The organism is Bradyrhizobium sp. SZCCHNPS1003 (genome assembly GCF_032381555.1).
GTDB lineage: Bacteria > Pseudomonadota > Alphaproteobacteria > Rhizobiales > Xanthobacteraceae > Bradyrhizobium.
Window position 1 is genome coordinate 320,875 of record NZ_JAUHIU010000007.1, and the last position, 19,586, is coordinate 340,460.

Consider the following 19,586-nt stretch of genomic DNA (forward strand, 5'->3'; position numbering starts at 1 on the left):
TGGCGCGCGGACGATGCCCGAAACCCGCGACCGGGTGCGGCACGTCGTCCTTGATCAACGCGCGACATTCAAAATAGTTGGGGCTGCGGCCGCCGTAAGGCAGCGCGCAGCCCCGCTTTCACGACGAGCTCATTTCTTCTCGTAGCTGATGCGATAGATCGCGCCGGCCCAGTCGTCCGCCACCAGGATCGAGCCGTCCTTGGCGAGGATGATGTCGTCGGGGCGGCCGAGATAGCCCTGGTCGCCCTCGAGCCAGCCGGAGGCGAACACCTCCTGCTTGGGGTCCTTGCCGTCGGGGCCGACGATAACGCGCATGATCCGTGCGCCCTGGTACTTGTGCCGGTTCCAGGAGCCGTGCTCGGCGATCAGGATGTTGTTCTTGTACTCCGCCGGGAACTGGTCGCCGGTGTAGAACTTCATGCCGAGCGGCGCCACGTGCGGACCGAGGTTCAGCACTGGCGGTGTGAACTCCGAGCACTTGTGACCCATCGCGAATTTCGGATCCGGCAGGTCACCCTGGTGGCAATAGGGATAGCCGAAATGCTCGCCGATCTTCGAGATCATGTTGAGCTTGTCGCTCGGCAGATCGTCGCTGACCCAGTCGCGCGCATTCTCGGTGAACCAGTATTTGCCGGTGCGCGGGTCGACGTCGCCGCCGACGCTGTTGCGGACGCCGAGCGCATAGATCTCGGCATTGCCGGTGCGCGGATCGACTCGGCGGATCTGCGAGACTGACGTCGGCGGGATGCCGATGTTGAAGGGCGGTCCAAACGGGATATAGAACCAGCCTTCCTTGTCGACCGCGATGTATTTCCAGCCATGCGCCGCATAGGACGGCATGTCGTCGTAGACGACCTTGCCCTGGCCGAGATTGTCGAGACTGGCTTCGGCATTCTCGTATTTGATCAGCTTGTCGACCGCGATCACGTAGAGATTGCCATCCTGGAAGGCGAGGCCGGTCGGCATGTTCAGGCCCTTGAGGACCGTCTTGACCTCGCGTTTGCCGCCCTTGTCGGTGATGGCATAGACGTTGCCGAGCCCGAACGAGCCGACGAACAGCGTGCCCTTGTCGCCCCAGGCCATCTGCCGCGCGGCGAGCACGCCCGAGGCCCAGACCTCCATCTTGAAGCCGTCCGGCAGCTTCACCTGCTTGACGATCTTCGCGAGCTCGGCATCGGACGCGCCAGTCGGCGGGCCCGACGGCGGCGCCAGCCCCTTCTGCGCCTCGGTCTCGTCGCCGAGGAACCAGTCGTCCGGCGGATGCGTCCAGAACTCCTTGGTGCCGGATTCGTATTTCTTCAGGCCCTTCCCCTGATCGGATTGCTGCTGCGCGCCGGCGATGCTGGTGCCGGCGAGGAGACCTATTGTTGCAAGCGCAAGAATGCTTCGGTGAAAAGCCGATATCATCGCTTCACTCCCATGAGGCAGCTCATGTGGCTGCGTCTACTTATCGGAACGTATCTGAAGACGTCCTTTGGCCGACCACATCAGTGGTCCTGCTCGAAAATGGTAGCACATCCTGAGCGGGTGAGAAGCGGATTGCTGCCAGGTTCGCGCGAGGCTCAAATGATGCCGCTCCACTCATGTCATGCCAGATGCGCATGTCCGTGCGCGTGCCTGCGCCGCATCGGCGATTGTCCGCCACGCGGCACGGGCCTGCCGCCATGCGCTGTATTCATATGCGCCGATCGGCCGGACGATTGGCGTATGCTTGAACAGCCGATAGGATCGGAACAACACGCTGCGGCCGTTCACCGCCCGGCAACGAGATCAAGTCGACAGGATCGATGAATGTCCGAGCGTTTCCCTGTGTCCACACCGAAGGCCGGTGCCGGCGTCCTCGACTTGCTGCGGCGGTTCGCAGCCGACCCCGCAGCGGCCATCGCCTATGGTGAAGAATGCCTGAAGAAGACGCAGGCGATCGAACCGCAGCTGAAAGCATTCGAATATCTGCCGCGGGATGTCGCTCCAAAGACCGGCCCGCTCGGTGGAATTCCCGTCGCCATCAAGGACATCATCGCCACCTCGGACATGCCGACCACCAACGGCTCGCAAATCTATCGCGATCACGTGCCGGATGCGGACGCCTGGGTGGTCGAACGGCTGCGCAATCTCGGCGCAACCATCTTCGGCAAGACGGTCTCCACTGAATTCGCCTGGCGTCATCCCGGTCCGACCGTCAATCCATGGAACCCCGAGCACACACCGGGCGGCTCATCGTCCGGATCAGCCGCCGCGGTTGCGGCCGGCCTCGTGCCGCTGGCACTGGGAACACAGACACTCGGCTCGGTGATCCGACCGGCGGCCTTCAACGGCGTCGTCGGCTTCAAGCCGAGCTTCGGCGCGATTCCACGCGACGGCGTGCATCCGCTTAGCCCGTCGCTCGACCATGTCGGCTTCTTCGCCCGCCGCGTCGACGACGTGGCCTTCGCCCTCTCGTTGCTCGCCGGCACCAGCGCAGATGATCGCCACGGCCGGCCGCTGCCGGGCTTCACCGTCGGCATCGACCAGGGCCTCACGCCGCACCGCACGCCACGGCTCGCGGCGGTGCGCTTCGCCAAATGGGAGCGCGCCGAGGCGGAGCAGAAGACCGTATTCGAGTCCGTCATCGACAAGCTGCGCAGCGCCGGTGCGACGATCATCGAGGTCGAACTGAGAGAGCTCGACGCGGTGAACTGGCATGCGATCACCACGATCATGCTCAGCGAGGCGACCACGATCTTCTCCGATCTGATCGCGCGCCATCCCGACCGGGTCAGCGAGGTCATGAAGGGCCACGTCGAGAGCGGGCGAAGCAAGACGGCCATGGAATATCTCGCCGCGAAGGCGGCCCAGGCCTTCAGGCAGAAGGCGCTCGCCGCTGAGCTCGACGGCTTCGACGCAGTGCTCACCTTGCCGGCGTTCGGCGAAGCGCCGCGCGGCTTGGATTGGACCGGAGACGCCGAATATTGCGCGCCCTGGACCTTCGTCGGAGCGCCGGCAGTCTCCTTGCCGGCCGGGTTGGGCAACAACGGCCTGCCGCTGGGCGTACAGATCGCCGGCCCCTATCGCAACGACCTCCATGTGCTCCGCGTCGCGAAATGGGCCGAAGCGGTGCTGGCGTTCGATCCCGGCGTGCCGCTCCTGGCGCGCAAATAGCCGCCACGAACCCGAGCAAGGATGCCGCTGCGCCACGAGGGCCTCCTGCGACAAGCCCAGTGGCGGGTTTGCGGCCAGCGCTGTAAAACGATCACATGACAGTCACAGACATCGCGAGCAGAACCTATAATCACGGTTGGCGCCTCGATCCGATCGTGCGCAGCCTGCTCGACACCGATTTTTACAAGTTGTTGATGCTGCAGATGATTCGGGAGTTCTACCCGAGTCAGCAGGTGACCTTCTCGGTCATCAACCGGACCCGGCGGGTGCGGCTCGGCGACGTCATCGACGAAGGCGAATTGCGAGCGCAGCTCGATCACGCCCGCACCATCCGCTTCGCCAAGAAGGAGCTGATCTGGCTGGCCGGCAACACCTTCTACGGCAAGACCCACATGTTCTCGCCGGAGTTCATCGCCTGGCTCGCCAATTTCCGCCTGCCCGAATACGAACTGCGCAAGTCGGAGGGCCAGTACGAGCTGCATTTCCACGGACCCTGGACCCACACCACGATGTGGGAAATCCCGGCGCTCGCGATCGTCAACGAGCTGCGCTCGCGCCAGGCCATGAAGGGACAGGGCCGGTTCGCGCTCGACGTGCTGTTCGCCCGCGCCAAGGCCAAGCTGTGGGCCAAAGTGGAGCGGCTGCGCAAGCTCGAGGGGCTGCGGCTGTCGGATTTCGGCACCCGCCGCCGCCACGGCTTCCTGTGGCAGCGCTGGTGCGTCGAGGCCGTCAAGGAAGGTCTCGGCTCGTCGTTCACCGGCACCTCCAACGTGCTGCTGGCGATGGACAACGATCTCGAAGCCATCGGCACCAACGCCCATGAGCTGCCGATGGTCGCGGCGGCGCTCGCCAAGGACGATGACGAGCTGCGCTTCGCGCCGTATCGCATTCTCGACCAGTGGCGGCAGACCTACGCAGGCAACCTGCTGATCGCGCTGCCCGACGCGTTCGGGACCAAGGCCTTCCTGCGCGACGCACCCGACTGGGTCGCCGACTGGACCGGCTTCCGTCCCGACAGCGCGCCGCCGATCCAGGCCGGCGAGGAGATCATCGCCTGGTGGAAATCGAAGGGGCGCGATCCCAAGCAGAAGCTGCTCGTGTTCTCCGACGCGATGGACGTCGAATCGATCGAGCAGCTCCATCATCGATTCTCCGATCAGGTGCGGCTGTCGTTCGGCTGGGGCACCAACCTGACCAACGATTTCGTCGGCTGCTCGCCGGACGGCTCGGTCGACCTCGATCCGATCTCGCTGGTCTGCAAGGTGACGTCGGCAGACGGGCATCCCGCCGTGAAGCTGTCCGACAACCCGGAGAAGGCGACCGGCGATCCCGCCGAGATCGCCCGTTATCTCCGCGTGTTCGGCGATGCCGGCCGGGTGCGCACGCCGGTGGTCGTCTAGGCCGCCCGACAGCCCACGGCGATTTCTCTTTCCTGCCACGTTTCTTGTTCCTGCTTTGTTCGAAATGCGGTAAAATCGCACAAGCGCGCAGATCGGGTGACAGGAGATCGTTGGCATGCGTCGGGTGATCGGCCGAGTTGGACAGCTACTATCTGCAACCATCCTTGTCGTCGGCGCGATCCTGATCTCGACCGGGCCCGCTGCCGCCGACAAGCGCGTGGCGCTGGTGATCGGCAACTCCATTCACGAGCGCGCGCCACTGCTGGACGAGCCGGCGGCGGATGCCCGGCTGATCGCCGACAGCCTGTCGCGGCTCGGCTTCACCCTGAGCGGCGGTGCCGCGCAGATCGACCTCGACAGGCGAGGCTTCGATCGCGCGCTTGCCGAGTTCAAGGGCCGGATCGCCGACGCCGACGTCGCGCTGATCTATTATGCCGGCTATGGGCTCAACCTGGGCGGCGCCGATTATCTCGTCCCGGTCGACGCGGCACCGGCGACAGCTGCGGATCTCAACACCGAGCTGCGCGACCTGACTGCGATTCTGCGCGAGCTGGGCGGATCGAGCCCCCGGCAGAACGTGATCATTCTCGACGCCTTCCGCTCCAATCCGTTCGCCGGGCGCGGCATCGCCGGTCTTGCCGCCGGCCTCGTCCCGGTCGACGTTTCCGAACGGACCGTGATCTCCTTTGCCGCACAGGCCGGGACGGCGGGACAGCGCGGCCCGGACGGCCACGGCGTGTTCGCCGCAGCCCTTGCAGAGGCGCTCCAGCAGCCTGGTCAACGTCTGATCGAGATCCTCAACCAGACCGACGCCGCGGTGGAGCGCGCCACCAGCGGAACGCAGCGGCCGCTCGTGATGTTCACGTCGATCGACAGCGGCGCTCAACTGAGCGCCGCCGCCGCGAAGCCGGCGCAACCGGCCGGCCCTGACGCCGCCCGGAGCAGCGCTCCCGTTTCGAGCCCGACCGCCTCGTCCGACGCGGCAGATGCGCGGACGCCCGGACTTGCCGTGCTGTATGATGAGGATCTCTCCGACCCCAAGGGTAGGCGCTATTCCGGCTCGATCACCTGGCGGACCGAGACGGTCAAGAACGCACAATCAGGGCGGCCCACGCCGGTGATCCGTGGCGAGATCGACATTCCCGAGCGCAAGCTGAAGGTCAGCCTGCAGTTGCGCCGCAACGACGATCCCAGCCTGCCGGCCAGCCATGTCGCCGAGCTCACATTCAGGCCCGCTGCCGACTTCGTCGGTGGCGGCATCAGCAGCGTCCCGGGAATGCTGATGAAGACGGACGAGAAGTCGCGCGGGACGCCGCTTGCCGGGCTTTCCGTCAAGATCACCGAAGGTTCGTTCCTGGTGGGCTTGTCCAACGTCGAGGCCGATCGCGCGCGCAACGAGGAACTCCTCGCACGGCGCGAATGGTTCGACATCCCGGTCGTCTATGCGAACCAGCGCCGGGGCATCCTCGCCATCGGCAAAGGTCCCAGTGGAGATCGGGTATTCGCCGACGCACTCGCGGCCTGGGACAAATCCCCGCCGACGAAATGATGAGGCATAAGGCGAGAGGGGAACGGAGCGGAATTTTTGGAGCGGGCGAAGGGGTTCGAACCCTCGACCCCGACCTTGGCAAGGTCGTGCTCTACCACTGAGCTACACCCGCATCCGTGACGCCTTGGCGGCGTGGCCGCCAGCGACGGGCAGACCTATGCCAAATGCCGCGGACGAATGCAACAGGTCTGCGACAGGTTTCGTACGCCGACGACGTTCAAATTTTTGCGGTCGGGGCCGGCCGAACCGGGCCCAAACCTGCCCATCACCGGGCCGCGATGGGCGCTGATTGAAATTTCCAGCTGGACCGCCACTTAAAGTGAGAGAAAACGTGTATTGAGGCGCGGCGGCGGCCGGTTCCCGGTCGCCGTCCATCGGAATTTTTCGGACGAGGGACCCCGTGACCATTGTTGAGCAGGGCGGCGGAGCGGCGCCGCAGGTGCCGGATCTGATCAAGGACACCACGACGCAGAGCTTCGTGAAGGACGTCATCGAGGAATCGAAGCGGCAGCCGGTCCTCATCGACTTCTGGGCGCCGTGGTGCGGACCGTGCAAGCAGCTGACGCCCATCCTGGAAAAGGCCGTCAAGGCCGCCAACGGCAAGGTCAAGCTGGTCAAGATGAACATCGACGAGCATCCGGCCATTCCCGGCCAGATGGGGATCCAGTCGATTCCGGCCGTGATCGCGTTCGTCGGCGGACGGCCCGCCGATGGCTTCATGGGTGCCGTGCCCGAGAGCCAGGTCGCCGCCTTCATCGAAAAGATCACCAAGGGCGTTCCGGGCGTCGGCGAGCCCGACATCGCCGAAATCCTCAAGGAAGCCGAAGCCGCACTCGCCGAGGGCGATGCGGCTGGCGCGGCCGAGATCTATGCCGAGGTGCTCGCGGTCGATGCCGCCAACATCCCGGCGATCGCCGGGCTTGCGAAGTGCCAGGTCGAGCTCGGCGCGATCGACGAGGCCAAGCAGACGCTTGCGATGGTCCCGGACGCCAAGCGTAGCGATTCCGCGGTCTCCGCCGTGCAGGCCGCGATCGATCTGGCCGAGCAAGCCCAGTCGCTCGGGCCGGTCGGCGAGCTCGAACAGAAGGTCGCCGCCAATCCGCTCGACCACCAGGCGCGTTTTGACCTGGCGACGGCGCTGAACGCCGCGGGCAAGCGGAAGGAAGCCACCGACCAGCTGCTCGAGATCGTGAAGCGCGACCGCAAATGGAACGAGGACGGCGCGCGCAAGCAGCTCGTGCAGTTCTTCGAAGCCTGGGGCGGCGCAGACGAGGCCACCATCGAGGGCCGCAAGCGGCTGTCGACGATCCTGTTTTCGTAACCCGGCTGGACGGGACGCGCGCTCGTTCCAGCGGACACGAGGTATCGCATGCCGATCAATGCCGAATATCGCGGTCCCGCCGAGCTGCCGGAGATCGTTCCGGTGTTTCCATTGGCGGGAGCCTTGCTGCTGCCGCGCGGCCAAATGCCGCTCAACATTTTCGAGCCGCGCTATCTCGCGATGGTCGATGATGCGCTTCGCGACGGCCATCGGCTCATTGGCATGATCCAGCCCGACGTCACGCATTCCTCCAGCGAGGAGCGGCCGGTGCTGTTCAAGGTCGGCTGCGTCGGCCGGATCACGCAGCTCGCCGAGTCCGGCGATGGCCGCTACATCCTCGAGCTCACCGGCGTGTCCCGCTTCAAGGTGGTCGAGGAAATGACGGTGCTCACACCCTATCGGCAGTGCAAGGTCGATTATTTCCCGTTCGTCGATGATTTCACGGCGCGCAAGGGTGAGGACGCGGTCGACCGCGAGGCGCTGCTCGCGGTGCTCACCGACTTCCTCAAGGCCAACAATCTCAAGGTCGACTGGGCCGGCATCGAAGCCGCGCCGAACGAAGCGCTCGTGAACGCGCTGGCGATGATGTCACCCTACGGTCCGGCGGAGAAGCAGGCGATGCTCGAGGCGCCGGACCTGAAGACCCGCGCCGAAATCCTCATCGCCGTGACCGAGATGGATCTCGCCAAGAAGCGGACCTCGGGCGATCCGCCGCTGCAATGATCATTCGGCGGCGGCCGCACGCGGCGCTGGCGGCGCCGCCGTGAGACGCATCAGCGCGATGGTGGCGAGGATCACCCCGATGTAAACCGCGAGCTGCATCGCGGTGGGCTGATCCGTATAGCCGATCAGGGCCTTGAGGGTCCGTCCGGCGACGCCACGCTCGGGCAGAACCGCGCTCGAATCCCACACCACCTGGTCGAACGATGTCAGCCAGTTGGCGCGGGCGAGAAAGAACACCGCCTGCGCGGCCATTCCCGCCGACAACAGGGTGATCAGCACGGTGGTGGTCTTGAACAGCGCGCGCGGCGGGATGCGCATCAGACCCAGATAGGTCGCGAGACAGACGGCGACGCCGAGCAGCAGGCCGAGGACGCCGCCACCGAGCAGCGCCCGCCCGCCGCCGTCACCGGACGCCGCCACGCCATAGAGAAACAGCGCGACCTCGCTGCCCTCGCGCAACACGGCGATGGCGATTACGGTCGCCAGCGCGACCAGCGGCTTGGCGCCTTCGGCCACCGCTTGGCCCATCGTCCGCAACTCGTTGCTCATCTCGCGGCCGTGCCGGGCCATCCAGACATTGTGCCAGGTCAGCATGATCACGGCAGCCGACAGGACCCCTGCATTGAACAATTCCTGTCCCATGCCTTCGAATAGCTGAGTCAGCGTGCCCGCGAACGCCGCGACGATGCATGCGCCGACCAGGCCGGCAAACAGCCCCGCGCCGATCCAGCGCAGGCGATGCGGGACCGCGCTGGTGACGGCGAGCACGATGCCGACGATCAGGCCGGCTTCGAACACTTCGCGGAAGACGATGATCAGGGCGGCGAGCATGGGATCTGGACCTATTGGACGTTGACGAAGCCGCGGGCCTTTTCGTTGAAGTCGTTATAGAACTCGTACCGCCCGGACTTCATGGCGCGAACGTTGAGCACCGCCTCGCTGTTGGCCGCGATCACCTTCTCGACCTTCAGGGTCTCGCTCTCGAACTCGATGGCCTTGCTCTCCATGTTCTTGACGCGGATCGTCAGCGGCGCGTCGGCAGGAACGGTCGGCTCCTTGGGCTCGAATTGACCATTGGCATAGGTGAGGCAGATCTCGTTCGATTCCCCAGCGTGCGCCTGCGCTGCCATCAGCAGCATGCCGACGCTTCCACCTACGACGACCAACTTCCGCACCACGTCGACCAACATCGATCCGTCCCCTCTCCTATCCCGACAAGCAAATCGGAGAACGGTTGCGCGCCCGGATCGATGTCGACGCCGGGCACCCGTTCGCGACGACGAACAACTAAGCGGCTCGCCGCCGTGTCTGCAAAGAGACTCCTTCTAAGTTAGAACCATTCTTGGCGAATGTGTCGTGGCAGTGGCCTCGCGGTGAACGGAGTGCGGCCGAACGGCAGTTAAGGCGATGCAGCGGTTGCAAAGCGTCGCAATGCCGTCATCTCGCCGAGTTTGTGCCGCGGCTATGTCGACCGGATTCGCAGCGTCAGTAGCCGGCGATGGCGAGGAGGACCACGCCGGCGAGCATGATCCAGCCGAAATGCCGCGCGCGCGTCGCCAGCGCATTGGCGCCTGCAGCGAAGGTGAACACGACGATGACCGTGACCACCGTCCAATGCCGCGCCGACTCCGACGCCATTCGCGGGGCGGCCGTGAGCAGCACGCCACAGCCGATCCACGCCACCGTGCCCGTTTGCCAGACCAGCCGCAGCAGGGTTCGCAACCGCTCCGGCGAGATGGTGGCACGCGCGAACACCATCGTCTCGCCGAGCACGCCATGGATCACGGCGACGGTGATCGCCATGAGCCCCGCGGTTACGAGCAGCGCATCGCGCATGCCACGCCTCCATACATTTATGTATGGAAGATGCACGAAGCCCTGGCGGCCGTCAATACAGTTATGTATGGTCGTCCTGATGGTGACGACATGACCGATCAGCTCTCCGCCGACGATTGGCTGACACAGGGATTGAAGGTGCTGGCCACCCGGGGCTTCACCGCGCTGAAGGCGGAGCCGCTGGCGAAAGCCATGGGCGTGTCGCGCGGCAGCTTCTACTGGCATTTCGCCGATGTGGCCGCGTTTCACGCCGCCCTCCTCAAAAAGTGGCGGGAGATTGCGGCCGAGCAGATCATCACCGGGGTGGAGGCGAGCGCCGGCGACCAGCCGGCGATTGCCGCGCTCCTCCGGCGCGCGTTCACCGTCAGACTCACCCTGGAGCGCGCCGTGCGCAGCTGGGCCGGATCCGACCCCGCCGCGCGCCAGGCCGTCCAGGCCATCGACAGACGCCGGCTGGGCTATGTCGAGAGCCTGCTTTCAGCCGAAGGACTGATGCCGGCGATCGCGCACGCACGCGCCCAGGTGCTGTACTGGGCCTTCCTCGGCCACGCGCTGTCGGATCGGCCGTTGCCGGCCCAGCAACTGGACACGGTCATCGAGGAGCTGATCCGGATCGCCCTGCACAAGCCTTGAAGGACGACAACCAGGCGGACGATATGCTACAGAGGCGCCCGCCGGAGACCCTTGCCATGAACGCCCCGCTCGAACGCCCCGCCAATTCCGTCGATCCCAAGCTGCTCGAGATCCTGGTCTGCCCGATGACCAAGGGCCCGCTGGAATACGACGCGGCGAAGCAGGAGCTGGTCTCGCGGTCGGCGAAGCTCGCCTACCCGATCCGCGACGGCATCCCGATCATGCTGCCGGAGGAAGCGCGGAAGATCGACTGACCGATGCGGCCCGTCGTGATCCGCTGCGCACTCGCCGTGGCGCTGATGGCCCTCACCTCGGTGGTCTCGGCCGAGGAGAGCGCCGTCCGCATTGGCGCACTCGACGCCGTCTTGACCACGCCAACGGGCGTCGAGCGCCCTCCGGTGGCGCTGCTGATCGCCGGCTCCGGGTCGACGGACCGGGACGGCAATGGGCCGCAGCTCAAGCCGGCGACCTTGAAGAAGCTCGCCGAGCAGCTCGCCGCCCGCGGCATCGCCAGCCTGCGTTACGACAAGCGCGGCGCGCGCGGCTGGAAGGCGGAGTTCGGCCGCCCGGAAGACTTCCGCTTCAAGGATTATGTCGGGGACGCCGCCGCGCTGGTCGACTTCCTGCGCGGCAAGTTCGCCCGGATCGTCCTGGTCGGCCACAGCGAGGGCGGCCTGGTCGCCATCCTCACCGCCCGTCGCACCCCGGTCGACCGCCTCGTCCTGCTTGCGTCGTCGGCGCGGCGGCAGGGCGACCTGTTGAAGGCGCAGCTCGAGAAGAAGCTGCCGGCCGCGAAGATGGAGCCGGTCGCCAAGGCGATCGATGCCATCATGGCCGGGCAGGTCGTCGATCCCGCCCCGTCCGAGTTGCCGATCGCCCCAAGCATGCAGCCCGGCATCGGCTCCGCCTTCGCCGAGGATCCGATCGATCCGCTCAAGCAGCTCACGATCCCGACCCTCATCGTCGGTGGCGCCCGCGATTCCCAGATCCCACGGCTCGACATGGTGGCGCTCGCCGCCGCCGCGCCGGCCGCCAAGACGCTGTGGCTGCCGGACATGAACCACGTGCTGGTCGACGTCGCCAATGAGGACGAGAACCTGTCGTCCTACAACGATCCGGACCGATCGCTCGATCCGGACATGGTCGAGGCCGTCGCCGGTTTCATCGCCGCCGCAGGCCCGCGCTGAGCCTCAAAGCGCCTCGCCCTTCAACAGCCTCGGCATCTCTCCGGTCAGGCCCGCGGCCTGCTTGATGAACAGCTCCTTCAACGGCGGCGCGCGATCGACGATCCCAAGGCCGATGTCGCGCACGGCCCGCAACAGCGTCGATTTATTGGAGAACAGGAAGTTCAGCGAGTTGGTGGCGACGCCCATCGCCATCGTGTCGAAGCGGCGCCAGCGCTGATAGCGCTCGAGGACATCGACCTGCCCCGGATCGATTCCCATTCTTGCCGCATCGACCACGACCTCGGCCAGTGCGGCGACGTCCTTCAGCCCCATGTTGAGCCCCTGCCCCGCGATGGGGTGGATCACATGGGCGGCGTCGCCGACCAGCGCCAGCCGCGGCGCGATGAACGAGCGGGCGACGAAGTAGGACAGCGGAAACGCGCGCGGCTGGTCGAGCACCTTCAACTCGCCGAGATGCAGGCCGGCGCGCTTCTCCAGCTCGGCCTGGAATTCATCCGCGCTGAGCGCGACGAGGCGCTTCGCCTCGGCGCGCCGCTCGGTCCACACCAGCGAGGAGCGCTTGCCGGTCAGCGGCAGGATCGCGAATGGTCCGGGCGGAAGGAAATGCTCCTCGGCGCGGCCGCCATGGTCGCGCTCGTGACCGATGGTCACGACGATGCCGGACTGGTCATAGTCCCAGCCATGGGTCTGGATGCCCGCGCGCTCGCGCAGCTTCGAGCGCGCGCCGTCAGCGGCAACCAGCAGGCTCGCCTCGAGCTGGCTGCCGTCGCCCAGAGTCACCGCAATGCCGTCGGCCCGCGTCGCAAAGCCGGTCACCGGCATCGCCTTGAGCTCGACGCCTGCGGCCTCCGCATGCCGGACCAGCGCGTCGATCAAGAGCCGGTTCTCGACCATGTGCGCGAACGGCTCGCCGGCCTCGACCTGGCCCGCAAAGGTCAGGAACGCCGGGCGGATCGCATCCTCGGGCTTGGAGTCGGTGATGACCATGTCGAGGATCGGCTGCGCCTCGGGCGCGACATCGGCCCAGACCCCGATCGCGTCAAACAGCTTGCGGCAGGCCGCGACGATGGCGCTGGCGCGCGGATCACGGCTCGGCCGGTTCGCCAGCGCCGGATCGGCCACGATCACCGGCACCTCGGGCCCAAGCCCCTGACGGAGCGCCAACGCCAGCGCCAGGCCGGCAAACGCCCCGCCACAAATGACAATGCTTCGCTGTGTCGTCATGCCGCCCTGCTCACGGTTACTCTTGCGAGTGGAGTATAGCTGGGCGAAACAGGGGCGTGAAACAAGGTCTGCCCTCCGAGGCCGTCATTTCCGGATGCCTGATCCCGCTGGAACGGGGCCGGAGCTGACGGCCGAGCCAGCGAAAGCACCACGCCATGTCCAAGGGACTGATCGACCTGATCTCGATCCTCGATCTCGAGCCGATCGAGGTGAACCTGTTCCGCGGCAACAGCCCGAAGACGAGCTGGCAGCGCGTGTTCGGCGGCCAAGTGATCGGCCAGGCGATGATGGCGGCGTGCCGCACTGTCGAGGGCCGGCTGCCGCATTCGCTGCACTGCTACTTCATCCTGCCCGGTGACCCGCAGGTGCCGATCATCTACCAGGTCGAGCGCCTGCGCGACGGCAAGAGCTATGCGACCCGGCGCGTCACCGCGATCCAGCACGGCAATGCGATCTTCTCGATCATGGTGTCCTTCCACAGCGACGAGGACAGCGCATTCAACCACCAGGACAAGATGCCGGACGTGCCGCCGCCGGAGAAGCTGACGGCGGAGGAGATCTCCAAGCAGCCGATGTTTCAGGAAGTCTTCCAAAGGATGCCGGACTTCATCCGCCGCTACTACGAATCCGACCGGCCGATCGAGCTGCGCCCCGTCGAACTGAACCGGTACTTCGGCCAGAAGATCGAGGATGGCCGCATCAACGTCTGGATCAAGACGGCGGCGAAGCTGCCCGATGATCCGGCGCTGCACATGTGCGCGCTGGCCTATGCGTCGGACTTCTCGCTGCTCGACGCGGTCATGGCGCGCTATGGCCGCACCTTGTTCGACAAGCGCATGATGCCGGCCTCGCTGGATCACGCGATGTGGTTTCACCGGCCGTTCCGCGCCGACGAATGGCTGCTTTATGCGCAGGATTCGCCGAGCGCGCAGGGCGGCCGCGGGCTCACCCGCGGCTCGATCTTCAAGCCCGACGGCACGCTGGTCGCCTCCGTCGCGCAGGAGGGCTCGATCCGCGAGCGCCGGTAAGCTGCGCGTTAGATGGCCTGCAGTGACGCCCTTGGAGAAACAATTCCCAGCGACTTGAGAAAGAGTCCAAAGGACAGCCCTGCTGACATCGATATCTCGCTCAGCCAGCGCCAAAAGATCAAGCTCAGCGCGATATTGACGATGGCGACGACTGAAACAGAGAAGACAGAGAAGTAAGCTTGTCTAGCGGCATCGCCGCGTCTGCTATTCCAGCTCCCTCTGAAACACATCATCAATGCCAGTAATGGTGGCAAGATCAGTACGGGAACGGTCGCAAGCACCCAGATCAGAACCGCGGGGTCCTGCAGATAGGCCCCGGCCCGTCCAACCCAATACCGGAACTCAGATCTCACGCGGCTCGAAATATTTTCGACGGCAGTGACGCTGCCGCAATAGCCACATGTCAGCGCGCCTTCGCTCAAAGCGGAGCCGCAGGACGGGCAGCTCTGAAAGGAAATATTGGGCGCAGCTTTCGTCATACTGGCTGGCCCGACTGCAGGCGACGCAGGTATCGCAGGTTCATGTCCTTCGCCGTAGCGTAGGCATCGATCATCGACCAAATCCAGACTGTCCATCCCAAAAAGATGAACCACAGAGCTATACACCCAATCAGCATCAGGATTCCTTTCCCGACTCTGCCGCAGTACATTTGACCCGCACCGCAGAGGAGAAATGAAAGGAACAGAGCGACGCCCGGCGATTTCGCGCCGAAGGCTCCGGTGTCGTCGAGAAGGACGGCTGTCGGCGCCATCTGGTTGGTTATCTGGACAACGGTGGAGCCGGCTGCAGCGGAGATCGGCGGAGCTTGCGGCGGAGCCCGGTTGAACAGCGAGGCGAGACGAAGGTCTTGCCCAGCCAAGGACCAAGCCTCGCTACCAACCGCGAGAACTTGGGTCGACTTGTCGATGCGGCCTTCCTTGACGAACTCACCCAGGCGGTGGCCGGTGTAAGGGCCATAGGTCTGTCCATTGATATGGACGTGCCACTCCGCATCCAGCGGATGGGGCGGGACATCCAGTGGCACTGCGGAAACGGTACTTGAGCTGGAAGGAAGGGGATTGATCTCGGGAATATTGCCCACGGTTTCTCTCCAAAATAATGTTTTTCGTGGCACATGAGCCGCAAAGCGTCGTTCAATCTGAGCGCGGGGTCGCTGCAATGAGTCGCGCTCAGACTAGCTGTCCGAACGATATCCAAGCAATAGGCGATCAAATATCGCTTAACGCTGCGCTCTTTTTGTGCCATTTGCCTAGGAACAGGCCACAACAGCCGTTCGACGCCTGCCTCAGAAGCAGGCTGCCCAGACCCGAGGAAACCAAGGCCCGCCCATGAAGCTCGTCGTCGCGATCATCAAACCCTTCAAGCTCGACGAGGTGCGCCAGGCCCTCACCGCGATCGGCGTCCACGGCATGACCGTCACCGAGGTGAAGGGCTACGGCCGCCAGAAGGGCCATACCGAGATCTACCGCGGCGCCGAGTATATCGTGAACTTCCTGCCCAAGCTGCGCATCGAGATCGCGGTCAACTCCGACATCGCCGAGAAGGCGGTCGAGGTAATCACGACGCACGCGCGCACCGGCCAGATCGGCGACGGCAAGATCTTCGTGACGCCGATCGATCATGCCCGCCGCATCCGCACCGGCGAGACCGACACCGACGCACTCTAAGCCCGTCAAGCAGCCGCAACGGCTGCACGCCCGCCGCAACGGCGCGGCGGACTGCAAGATCCTAACATCTGACATGCCGGGGGGACTGTCATGGAGACCTGCGCGTCTCGTTGCCTGCGCGCGTCTGCAGCATTGGCTGCAGCGGGCGCGATTGCCTTCACCACGCCAGCAGCGGCCGCAGCGCCGTCCACGATCGAACCGGCCGACACCGCCTGGATGATCGTCGCCACCGCTCTGGTGCTGATGATGACCATTCCCGGTCTGGCGCTGTTCTACTCGGGCATGGTGCGCAAGAAGAACGTGCTGGCGACGATGGCGCAGAGCCTCGCAGCCGTGATGCTGATCTCGATCCTGTGGGTCGCATTCGGCTACTCGCTGGCCTTCGTCGGCGACGGCACCTGGATCGGCTCGCTCGACCGCGCCTTCCTCGCCGGCATGGGCATGGACAGCGTCCATCCCGGCGCCAGGACGATCCCCGAGTCGCTGTTCATGCTGTACCAGATGACGTTCGCGATCATCACGGTGGCGCTGGTGGCGGGCTCGGTCGCCGACCGCATGCGCTTCTCGGCCTACCTCCTGTTCAGCATTGCATGGTTCATCTTCGTCTATGTGCCGCTGGCGCATTGGATCTGGGGCGGCGGCTTTCTTGCGCAGGCCGGCGTGGTCGACTTCGCCGGCGGTCTCGTCGTGCATCTCTCCGCGGGCACCGCGGGATTGGTCGCGGCGCTGGTGATGGGACGCCGCCAGGGCTATGGCAGCGAGAACCTTTCGCCGTTCGATCTGTCGCTCGCGGTGGTCGGCACCGGCCTGCTCTGGGTCGGCTGGTTCGGCTTCAATGGCGGCTCGGCGCTCGGGGCGAATGCGCATGCGGTGATGGCGATCCTGACGACGCATCTGGCCGCTTGCGCCGGCGCCGTCACCTGGGGCGCGCTGGAATGGTCGACGCGGCGCAAGCCGTCGGTGCTCGGCATGATCTCCGGCGCGGTCGCCGGCCTCGGCACCATCACGCCCGCGTCCGGCTTCGTCGCCCCCTGGCATGGCCTGGTGATCGGCGCGCTCGCCGGTATCATCTGCTACTGGGCCTGCACCTCGCTGAAGCACCGCTTCAACTATGACGATTCGCTCGACGTGTTCGGCGTCCACGGCGTCGGCGGCCTCACCGGCACGCTGCTGGCCGGCGTGTTCGCGACCGCCGCGATCGGCGGCACAGCCGGGCTGATCGAGGGCAACCCGAAGCAGCTTGCGGCCCAGCTCTACGGCGTCGCCGTCACCCTGGTGTGGTCGGGCGGCGTCACCTGGGGGCTCCTGAAGTTGGTCAGCGCCTTCGTGCCGCTGCGGGTGTCGCGCGAGCACGAGCTGGAAGGACTCGACATCTCCCAGCATGGCGAGGCGCTGCAATAGCTGCAGCAATTGGCGCCAATTGACCTGTTCGGCGTCGCGGGATTCTGCCCGCGCGGTGAGCAGCATTGTGTCTTGAGCCTGACATGCGTAACTTTTGCGCATGCATGCCCATTCCTTGAGCGCGACGGAATAGCGCAGCCTTTGATGCCCCCGGTGAGGGGTGAAAAGGTCAGGATTCACCGCTCGTTAGCCCTGACCAGCCGTCTGGCACGGCATTTGATTCTATCGCTCCCGGCTGTGCCCGCGTCGTGAAGCTCTCTCCGCGTGGTGAACCTCAGTCGACAGGAAGCGCTCGGTAACGTCCGTGCCGGGCCCAAGCGGGGATAGGACCCATGAAAATTGTTATGGCGATCATTAAGCCATTCAAGCTCGAAGAAGTCCGGGACGCCCTGACCGCCATCGGCGTTCATGGTCTCACGGTGACGGAAGTGAAGGGGTACGGCCGTCAGAAAGGTCATACGGAAATCTACCGCGGCGCCGAATATGCGGTGAGCTTCCTGCCCAAGATCAAGATCGAGGTCGCGATCCCCTCCGACCAGGTCGACAAGACCATCGATGCGATCAGCTCGGCCGCCAAGACCGGCCAGATCGGCGACGGCAAGATCTTCGTCATCAGCCTCGACCACGCCGTGCGCATCCGCACCGGCGAAGCGGACGCTGCGGCCCTTTGATTTCGCGCTCAAACCAGAACACTTACGGAGTACAATAAAATGACGTTCAAGCGTCCAACCAGCGCGGGATGGGTTACGCTCGCAATTGCAGGGCTCTGCGTCGCAGGCCTCGCCGATGTGGCGTTCGCCGAGGACGCGCCTGCCGCCGCTGCCGCAGCCGCCCCCGTTCCCAACAAGGGCGACGTCGCCTGGATGCTCGTGTCCAGCGCGCTCGTCCTGATGATGTCCATCCCCGGCCTCGCGCTGTTCTATGGCGGCCTCGTCCGCACCAAGAACATGGCCTCGGTCCTCACGCAGGTGTTCGCCATCGTTGCGATGGTCGGCGTGATCTGGACGCTCTACGGCTACTCGCTCGCCTTCACCGACGGCGGCAGCATGACCTCGTGGGTCGGCGGCTTCTCCAAGGCCTTCCTGCACGGCGTCGACGCCAACTCGACCGTTCCGACCTTCTCGAACGGCGTGGTGATCCCGGAGCTGGCCTACTTCGTGTTCCAGATGACCTTCGCGATGATCACCCCGGCCCTGATCGTCGGCGCCTTCGCCGAACGCATCAAGTTCTCGGCGGTGATGCTGTTCATCCTGCTCTGGGTGACCTTCATCTACTTCCCGATCGCGCACTGGGTCTGGTTCATCGCAGCTCCCGATGACATCGCTGCTGCTGCCAAGGCTCTCGCTGCCGCTGGCGACGCTGCCGCCAAGACCGCTGCCCAGGCCAAGCTCGACGAAGTCACCGGCGCTGTCGGCTGGCTCGCCGGCGCTGGCGCTCTCGACTTCGCAGGCGGCACCGTCGTCCACATCAATGCCGGCATCGCCGGCCTGGTGGGCGCGGTCCTGATCGGCAAGCGCACCGGCTACGGCAAGGAGCTGATGGCTCCGCACTCGCTGACCATGACCATGATCGGCGCCGCGCTGCTGTGGGTCGGCTGGTTCGGCTTCAATGCCGGCTCGAACCTGGAGTCGAACGGCGTCACCGCGCTGGCCTTCGTCAACACCATGGTCGCCACCGCCGGTGCGGCGCTGTCCTGGCTGCTGTGCGAATGGGCGGTCAAGGGCAAGCCCTCGCTGCTCGGCATCTGCTCGGGCGCGGTTGCCGGTCTCGTCGCCGTCACCCCGGCCTCCGGTTATGCCGGTCCGATCGGCGCGCTGGTGCTCGGCCTGATCGTCTCCCCGGTCTGCCTGTTCTTCGTCTCCACCGTGAAGAACGCGCTCGGCTATGACGACGCGCTCGACGTGTTCGGCGTGCACTGCATCGGCGGCATCATCGGCGCTCTGGCCACCGGCATCCTGGTCAACCCGGCGCTGGGCGGCGTCGGCATCACCGACTACACCAACATCACCGGCAACAACGCCGGCACCTACGACTTCGCCACGCAGATGCTGGCGCAGCTCAAGGCTGTCGTCGCCACGCTGGTGTGGTCGGGTGTCGGCTCGGCGATCCTCTACAAGGTCGTCGACGTGGTCATCGGCCTGCGCCCGACCGTGGAGCAGGAGCGCGAGGGTCTCGACATCACCGACCACGGCGAGCGCGCCTACAACTACTGAGTTCTCCCGGGACTGGTCGTACGCGACCAGGTCCGCAACTTCGGTTCGGGCAAATACCCGGCAATGCCCTGACCGTTGAGGGGCTCCAGCGCAAGCTGGGGCCCCTTTCTTTTTGTTTGGATCGTGAGGGCCGAGCGCGCGCCAAATAACCGGTGTCGTCCCTGCGAACGCAGGGACCCATACCGCGCGATGTTTGTAAGAGGCAGGCTGCGAGTCCCGTGCAAGACAACTGAACCCTGTGGTTATGGATCCCGGGTCGGCGCGCT

20 protein-coding genes and 1 tRNA gene are annotated in these 19,586 nt (G+C 65.4%); 13 read left to right on the forward strand and 8 right to left on the reverse strand.

Annotation, left to right across the window (positions count from 1 at the left end):
* Nucleotides 1–129: 129 nt before the first annotated feature.
* Nucleotides 130–1,407, reverse strand: a complete 1,278-nt coding sequence (locus tag QX126_RS14140; RefSeq protein ID WP_315781727.1) for a PQQ-dependent sugar dehydrogenase — start codon at nucleotides 1,405–1,407, stop codon at nucleotides 130–132.
* A 384-nt stretch (nucleotides 1,408–1,791) separates the two neighbouring features.
* Here QX126_RS14140 and QX126_RS14145 point away from each other — a divergent pair, with 384 nt between their 5' ends.
* The 3 genes from QX126_RS14145 to QX126_RS14155 all read left to right on the forward strand — a co-directional run bounded on the left by QX126_RS14145 (nucleotide 1,792) and on the right by QX126_RS14155 (nucleotide 6,087).
* On the forward strand, nucleotides 1,792–3,138 hold the full coding sequence (locus tag QX126_RS14145; protein WP_315781729.1) for an amidase: 1,347 nt from the start codon (nucleotides 1,792–1,794) through the stop codon (nucleotides 3,136–3,138).
* Between the two features lie 95 nt (nucleotides 3,139–3,233).
* Nucleotides 3,234–4,538: a nicotinate phosphoribosyltransferase gene (gene pncB / locus QX126_RS14150; protein WP_315758706.1), complete on the forward strand. Its 1,305-nt coding sequence runs from the start codon at nucleotides 3,234–3,236 to the stop codon at nucleotides 4,536–4,538.
* A gap of 115 nt (nucleotides 4,539–4,653) precedes the next feature.
* Nucleotides 4,654–6,087, forward strand: a complete 1,434-nt coding sequence (locus QX126_RS14155; RefSeq protein ID WP_315781731.1) for a caspase domain-containing protein — start codon at nucleotides 4,654–4,656, stop codon at nucleotides 6,085–6,087.
* 37 nt (nucleotides 6,088–6,124) lie between these two features.
* Here QX126_RS14155 and QX126_RS14160 read toward each other — a convergent pair.
* Nucleotides 6,125–6,199 (reverse strand) — tRNA-Gly (locus QX126_RS14160).
* A 288-nt stretch (nucleotides 6,200–6,487) separates the two neighbouring features.
* Between QX126_RS14160 and trxA the strand changes: the two genes are divergently transcribed.
* Nucleotides 6,488–7,408, forward strand: coding sequence for a thioredoxin (gene trxA / locus QX126_RS14165; protein WP_315781732.1), 921 nt, complete (start codon nucleotides 6,488–6,490; stop codon nucleotides 7,406–7,408).
* 48 nt (nucleotides 7,409–7,456) lie between these two features.
* Nucleotides 7,457–8,131, forward strand: a complete 675-nt coding sequence (locus QX126_RS14170; RefSeq protein WP_315715855.1) for an LON peptidase substrate-binding domain-containing protein — start codon at nucleotides 7,457–7,459, stop codon at nucleotides 8,129–8,131.
* Here QX126_RS14170 and QX126_RS14175 read toward each other — a convergent pair whose 3' ends face one another.
* The 3 genes from QX126_RS14175 to QX126_RS14185 form a co-directional block, all read right to left on the reverse strand.
* Nucleotides 8,132–8,962: an FTR1 family protein gene (locus QX126_RS14175; protein WP_315758703.1), complete on the reverse strand. Its 831-nt coding sequence runs from the start codon at nucleotides 8,960–8,962 to the stop codon at nucleotides 8,132–8,134.
* 11 nt (nucleotides 8,963–8,973) lie between these two features.
* Nucleotides 8,974–9,270, reverse strand: coding sequence for a cupredoxin domain-containing protein (locus tag QX126_RS14180; RefSeq protein WP_315740640.1), 297 nt, complete (start codon nucleotides 9,268–9,270; stop codon nucleotides 8,974–8,976).
* A gap of 346 nt (nucleotides 9,271–9,616) precedes the next feature.
* Nucleotides 9,617–9,967: a hypothetical protein gene (locus QX126_RS14185; RefSeq protein ID WP_315740639.1), complete on the reverse strand. Its 351-nt coding sequence runs from the start codon at nucleotides 9,965–9,967 to the stop codon at nucleotides 9,617–9,619.
* Between the two features lie 90 nt (nucleotides 9,968–10,057).
* On the opposite strand from QX126_RS14185, the gene QX126_RS14190 reads away from it, so the two are divergent.
* From QX126_RS14190 to QX126_RS14200, 3 genes are read left to right on the forward strand one after another with little or no spacing between them, the layout of a single operon-like run.
* Complete coding sequence (locus tag QX126_RS14190) at nucleotides 10,058–10,600, forward strand: TetR/AcrR family transcriptional regulator (RefSeq protein ID WP_315781734.1); 543 nt, start codon at nucleotides 10,058–10,060, stop codon at nucleotides 10,598–10,600.
* 56 nt (nucleotides 10,601–10,656) lie between these two features.
* Nucleotides 10,657–10,854, forward strand: coding sequence for a Trm112 family protein (locus tag QX126_RS14195; protein WP_006613415.1), 198 nt, complete (start codon nucleotides 10,657–10,659; stop codon nucleotides 10,852–10,854).
* Between the two features lie 3 nt (nucleotides 10,855–10,857).
* Nucleotides 10,858–11,787 (forward strand): alpha/beta hydrolase, encoded by a 930-nt coding sequence (locus QX126_RS14200; RefSeq protein WP_315781736.1) that lies wholly within the window; start codon nucleotides 10,858–10,860, stop codon nucleotides 11,785–11,787.
* 3 nt (nucleotides 11,788–11,790) lie between these two features.
* Here QX126_RS14200 and QX126_RS14205 read toward each other — a convergent pair whose 3' ends face one another.
* Nucleotides 11,791–13,011: a ubiquinone biosynthesis hydroxylase gene (locus QX126_RS14205; protein ID WP_315740636.1), complete on the reverse strand. Its 1,221-nt coding sequence runs from the start codon at nucleotides 13,009–13,011 to the stop codon at nucleotides 11,791–11,793.
* 155 nt (nucleotides 13,012–13,166) lie between these two features.
* Between QX126_RS14205 and tesB the strand changes: the two genes are divergently transcribed.
* On the forward strand, nucleotides 13,167–14,039 hold the full coding sequence (tesB, locus tag QX126_RS14210; protein WP_315770610.1) for an acyl-CoA thioesterase II: 873 nt from the start codon (nucleotides 13,167–13,169) through the stop codon (nucleotides 14,037–14,039).
* A gap of 8 nt (nucleotides 14,040–14,047) precedes the next feature.
* Here the strand turns inward: tesB and QX126_RS14215 are convergent, their stop codons facing one another.
* Complete coding sequence (locus tag QX126_RS14215; protein WP_315781738.1) at nucleotides 14,048–14,518, reverse strand: zinc ribbon domain-containing protein; 471 nt, start codon at nucleotides 14,516–14,518, stop codon at nucleotides 14,048–14,050.
* Nucleotides 14,515–15,120, reverse strand: coding sequence for a GYF domain-containing protein (locus tag QX126_RS14220; RefSeq protein ID WP_315781740.1), 606 nt, complete (start codon nucleotides 15,118–15,120; stop codon nucleotides 14,515–14,517). The genes QX126_RS14215 and QX126_RS14220 overlap by 4 nt, the downstream gene beginning before the upstream one ends.
* A gap of 247 nt (nucleotides 15,121–15,367) precedes the next feature.
* On the opposite strand from QX126_RS14220, the gene QX126_RS14225 reads away from it, so the two are divergent.
* The 4 genes from QX126_RS14225 to QX126_RS14240 all read left to right on the forward strand — a co-directional run bounded on the left by QX126_RS14225 (nucleotide 15,368) and on the right by QX126_RS14240 (nucleotide 19,320).
* Nucleotides 15,368–15,706, forward strand: coding sequence for a P-II family nitrogen regulator (locus tag QX126_RS14225; RefSeq protein WP_172112996.1), 339 nt, complete (start codon nucleotides 15,368–15,370; stop codon nucleotides 15,704–15,706).
* 90 nt (nucleotides 15,707–15,796) lie between these two features.
* On the forward strand, nucleotides 15,797–17,107 hold the full coding sequence (locus QX126_RS14230) for an ammonium transporter (RefSeq protein WP_315740633.1): 1,311 nt from the start codon (nucleotides 15,797–15,799) through the stop codon (nucleotides 17,105–17,107).
* Between the two features lie 332 nt (nucleotides 17,108–17,439).
* Nucleotides 17,440–17,778 carry a P-II family nitrogen regulator gene (locus QX126_RS14235; protein ID WP_006611147.1) on the forward strand — a complete coding sequence of 113 codons (339 nt, stop codon included), beginning with the start codon at nucleotides 17,440–17,442 and terminating at the stop codon, nucleotides 17,776–17,778.
* 39 nt (nucleotides 17,779–17,817) lie between these two features.
* A complete protein-coding gene (locus tag QX126_RS14240) occupies nucleotides 17,818–19,320 on the forward strand; it encodes an ammonium transporter (RefSeq protein WP_315777331.1) in 1,503 nt (500 codons plus the stop codon).
* Nucleotides 19,321–19,586: the final 266 nt, after the last annotated feature.

Excerpts from the sequence above, each read along its gene's own strand:
- QX126_RS14215 (WP_315781738.1), bottom strand. The coding sequence starts at position 14,518 with ATGACGAAAGCTGCGCCCAATATTTCCTTTCAGAGCTGCCCGTCCTGC.
- QX126_RS14180 (WP_315740640.1), bottom strand. The coding sequence starts at position 9,270 with ATGCTGCTGATGGCAGCGCAGGCGCACGCTGGGGAATCGAACGAGATC.
- QX126_RS14205 (WP_315740636.1), bottom strand. The coding sequence starts at position 13,011 with ATGACGACACAGCGAAGCATTGTCATTTGTGGCGGGGCGTTTGCCGGC.
- QX126_RS14190 (WP_315781734.1), top strand. The coding sequence starts at position 10,058 with ATGACCGATCAGCTCTCCGCCGACGATTGGCTGACACAGGGATTGAAG.
- QX126_RS14140 (WP_315781727.1), bottom strand. The coding sequence starts at position 1,407 with ATGATATCGGCTTTTCACCGAAGCATTCTTGCGCTTGCAACAATAGGT.
- QX126_RS14185 (WP_315740639.1), bottom strand. The coding sequence starts at position 9,967 with ATGCGCGATGCGCTGCTCGTAACCGCGGGGCTCATGGCGATCACCGTC.
- QX126_RS14195 (WP_006613415.1), top strand. The coding sequence starts at position 10,657 with ATGAACGCCCCGCTCGAACGCCCCGCCAATTCCGTCGATCCCAAGCTG.
- QX126_RS14230 (WP_315740633.1), top strand. The coding sequence starts at position 15,797 with ATGGAGACCTGCGCGTCTCGTTGCCTGCGCGCGTCTGCAGCATTGGCT.
- QX126_RS14225 (WP_172112996.1), top strand. The coding sequence starts at position 15,368 with ATGAAGCTCGTCGTCGCGATCATCAAACCCTTCAAGCTCGACGAGGTG.
- tesB (WP_315770610.1), top strand. The coding sequence starts at position 13,167 with ATGTCCAAGGGACTGATCGACCTGATCTCGATCCTCGATCTCGAGCCG.
- QX126_RS14155 (WP_315781731.1), top strand. The coding sequence starts at position 4,654 with ATGCGTCGGGTGATCGGCCGAGTTGGACAGCTACTATCTGCAACCATC.
- pncB (WP_315758706.1), top strand. The coding sequence starts at position 3,234 with ATGACAGTCACAGACATCGCGAGCAGAACCTATAATCACGGTTGGCGC.
- QX126_RS14170 (WP_315715855.1), top strand. The coding sequence starts at position 7,457 with ATGCCGATCAATGCCGAATATCGCGGTCCCGCCGAGCTGCCGGAGATC.
- QX126_RS14240 (WP_315777331.1), top strand. The coding sequence starts at position 17,818 with ATGACGTTCAAGCGTCCAACCAGCGCGGGATGGGTTACGCTCGCAATT.
- QX126_RS14235 (WP_006611147.1), top strand. The coding sequence starts at position 17,440 with ATGAAAATTGTTATGGCGATCATTAAGCCATTCAAGCTCGAAGAAGTC.
- QX126_RS14200 (WP_315781736.1), top strand. The coding sequence starts at position 10,858 with ATGCGGCCCGTCGTGATCCGCTGCGCACTCGCCGTGGCGCTGATGGCC.
- QX126_RS14175 (WP_315758703.1), bottom strand. The coding sequence starts at position 8,962 with ATGCTCGCCGCCCTGATCATCGTCTTCCGCGAAGTGTTCGAAGCCGGC.
- QX126_RS14145 (WP_315781729.1), top strand. The coding sequence starts at position 1,792 with ATGTCCGAGCGTTTCCCTGTGTCCACACCGAAGGCCGGTGCCGGCGTC.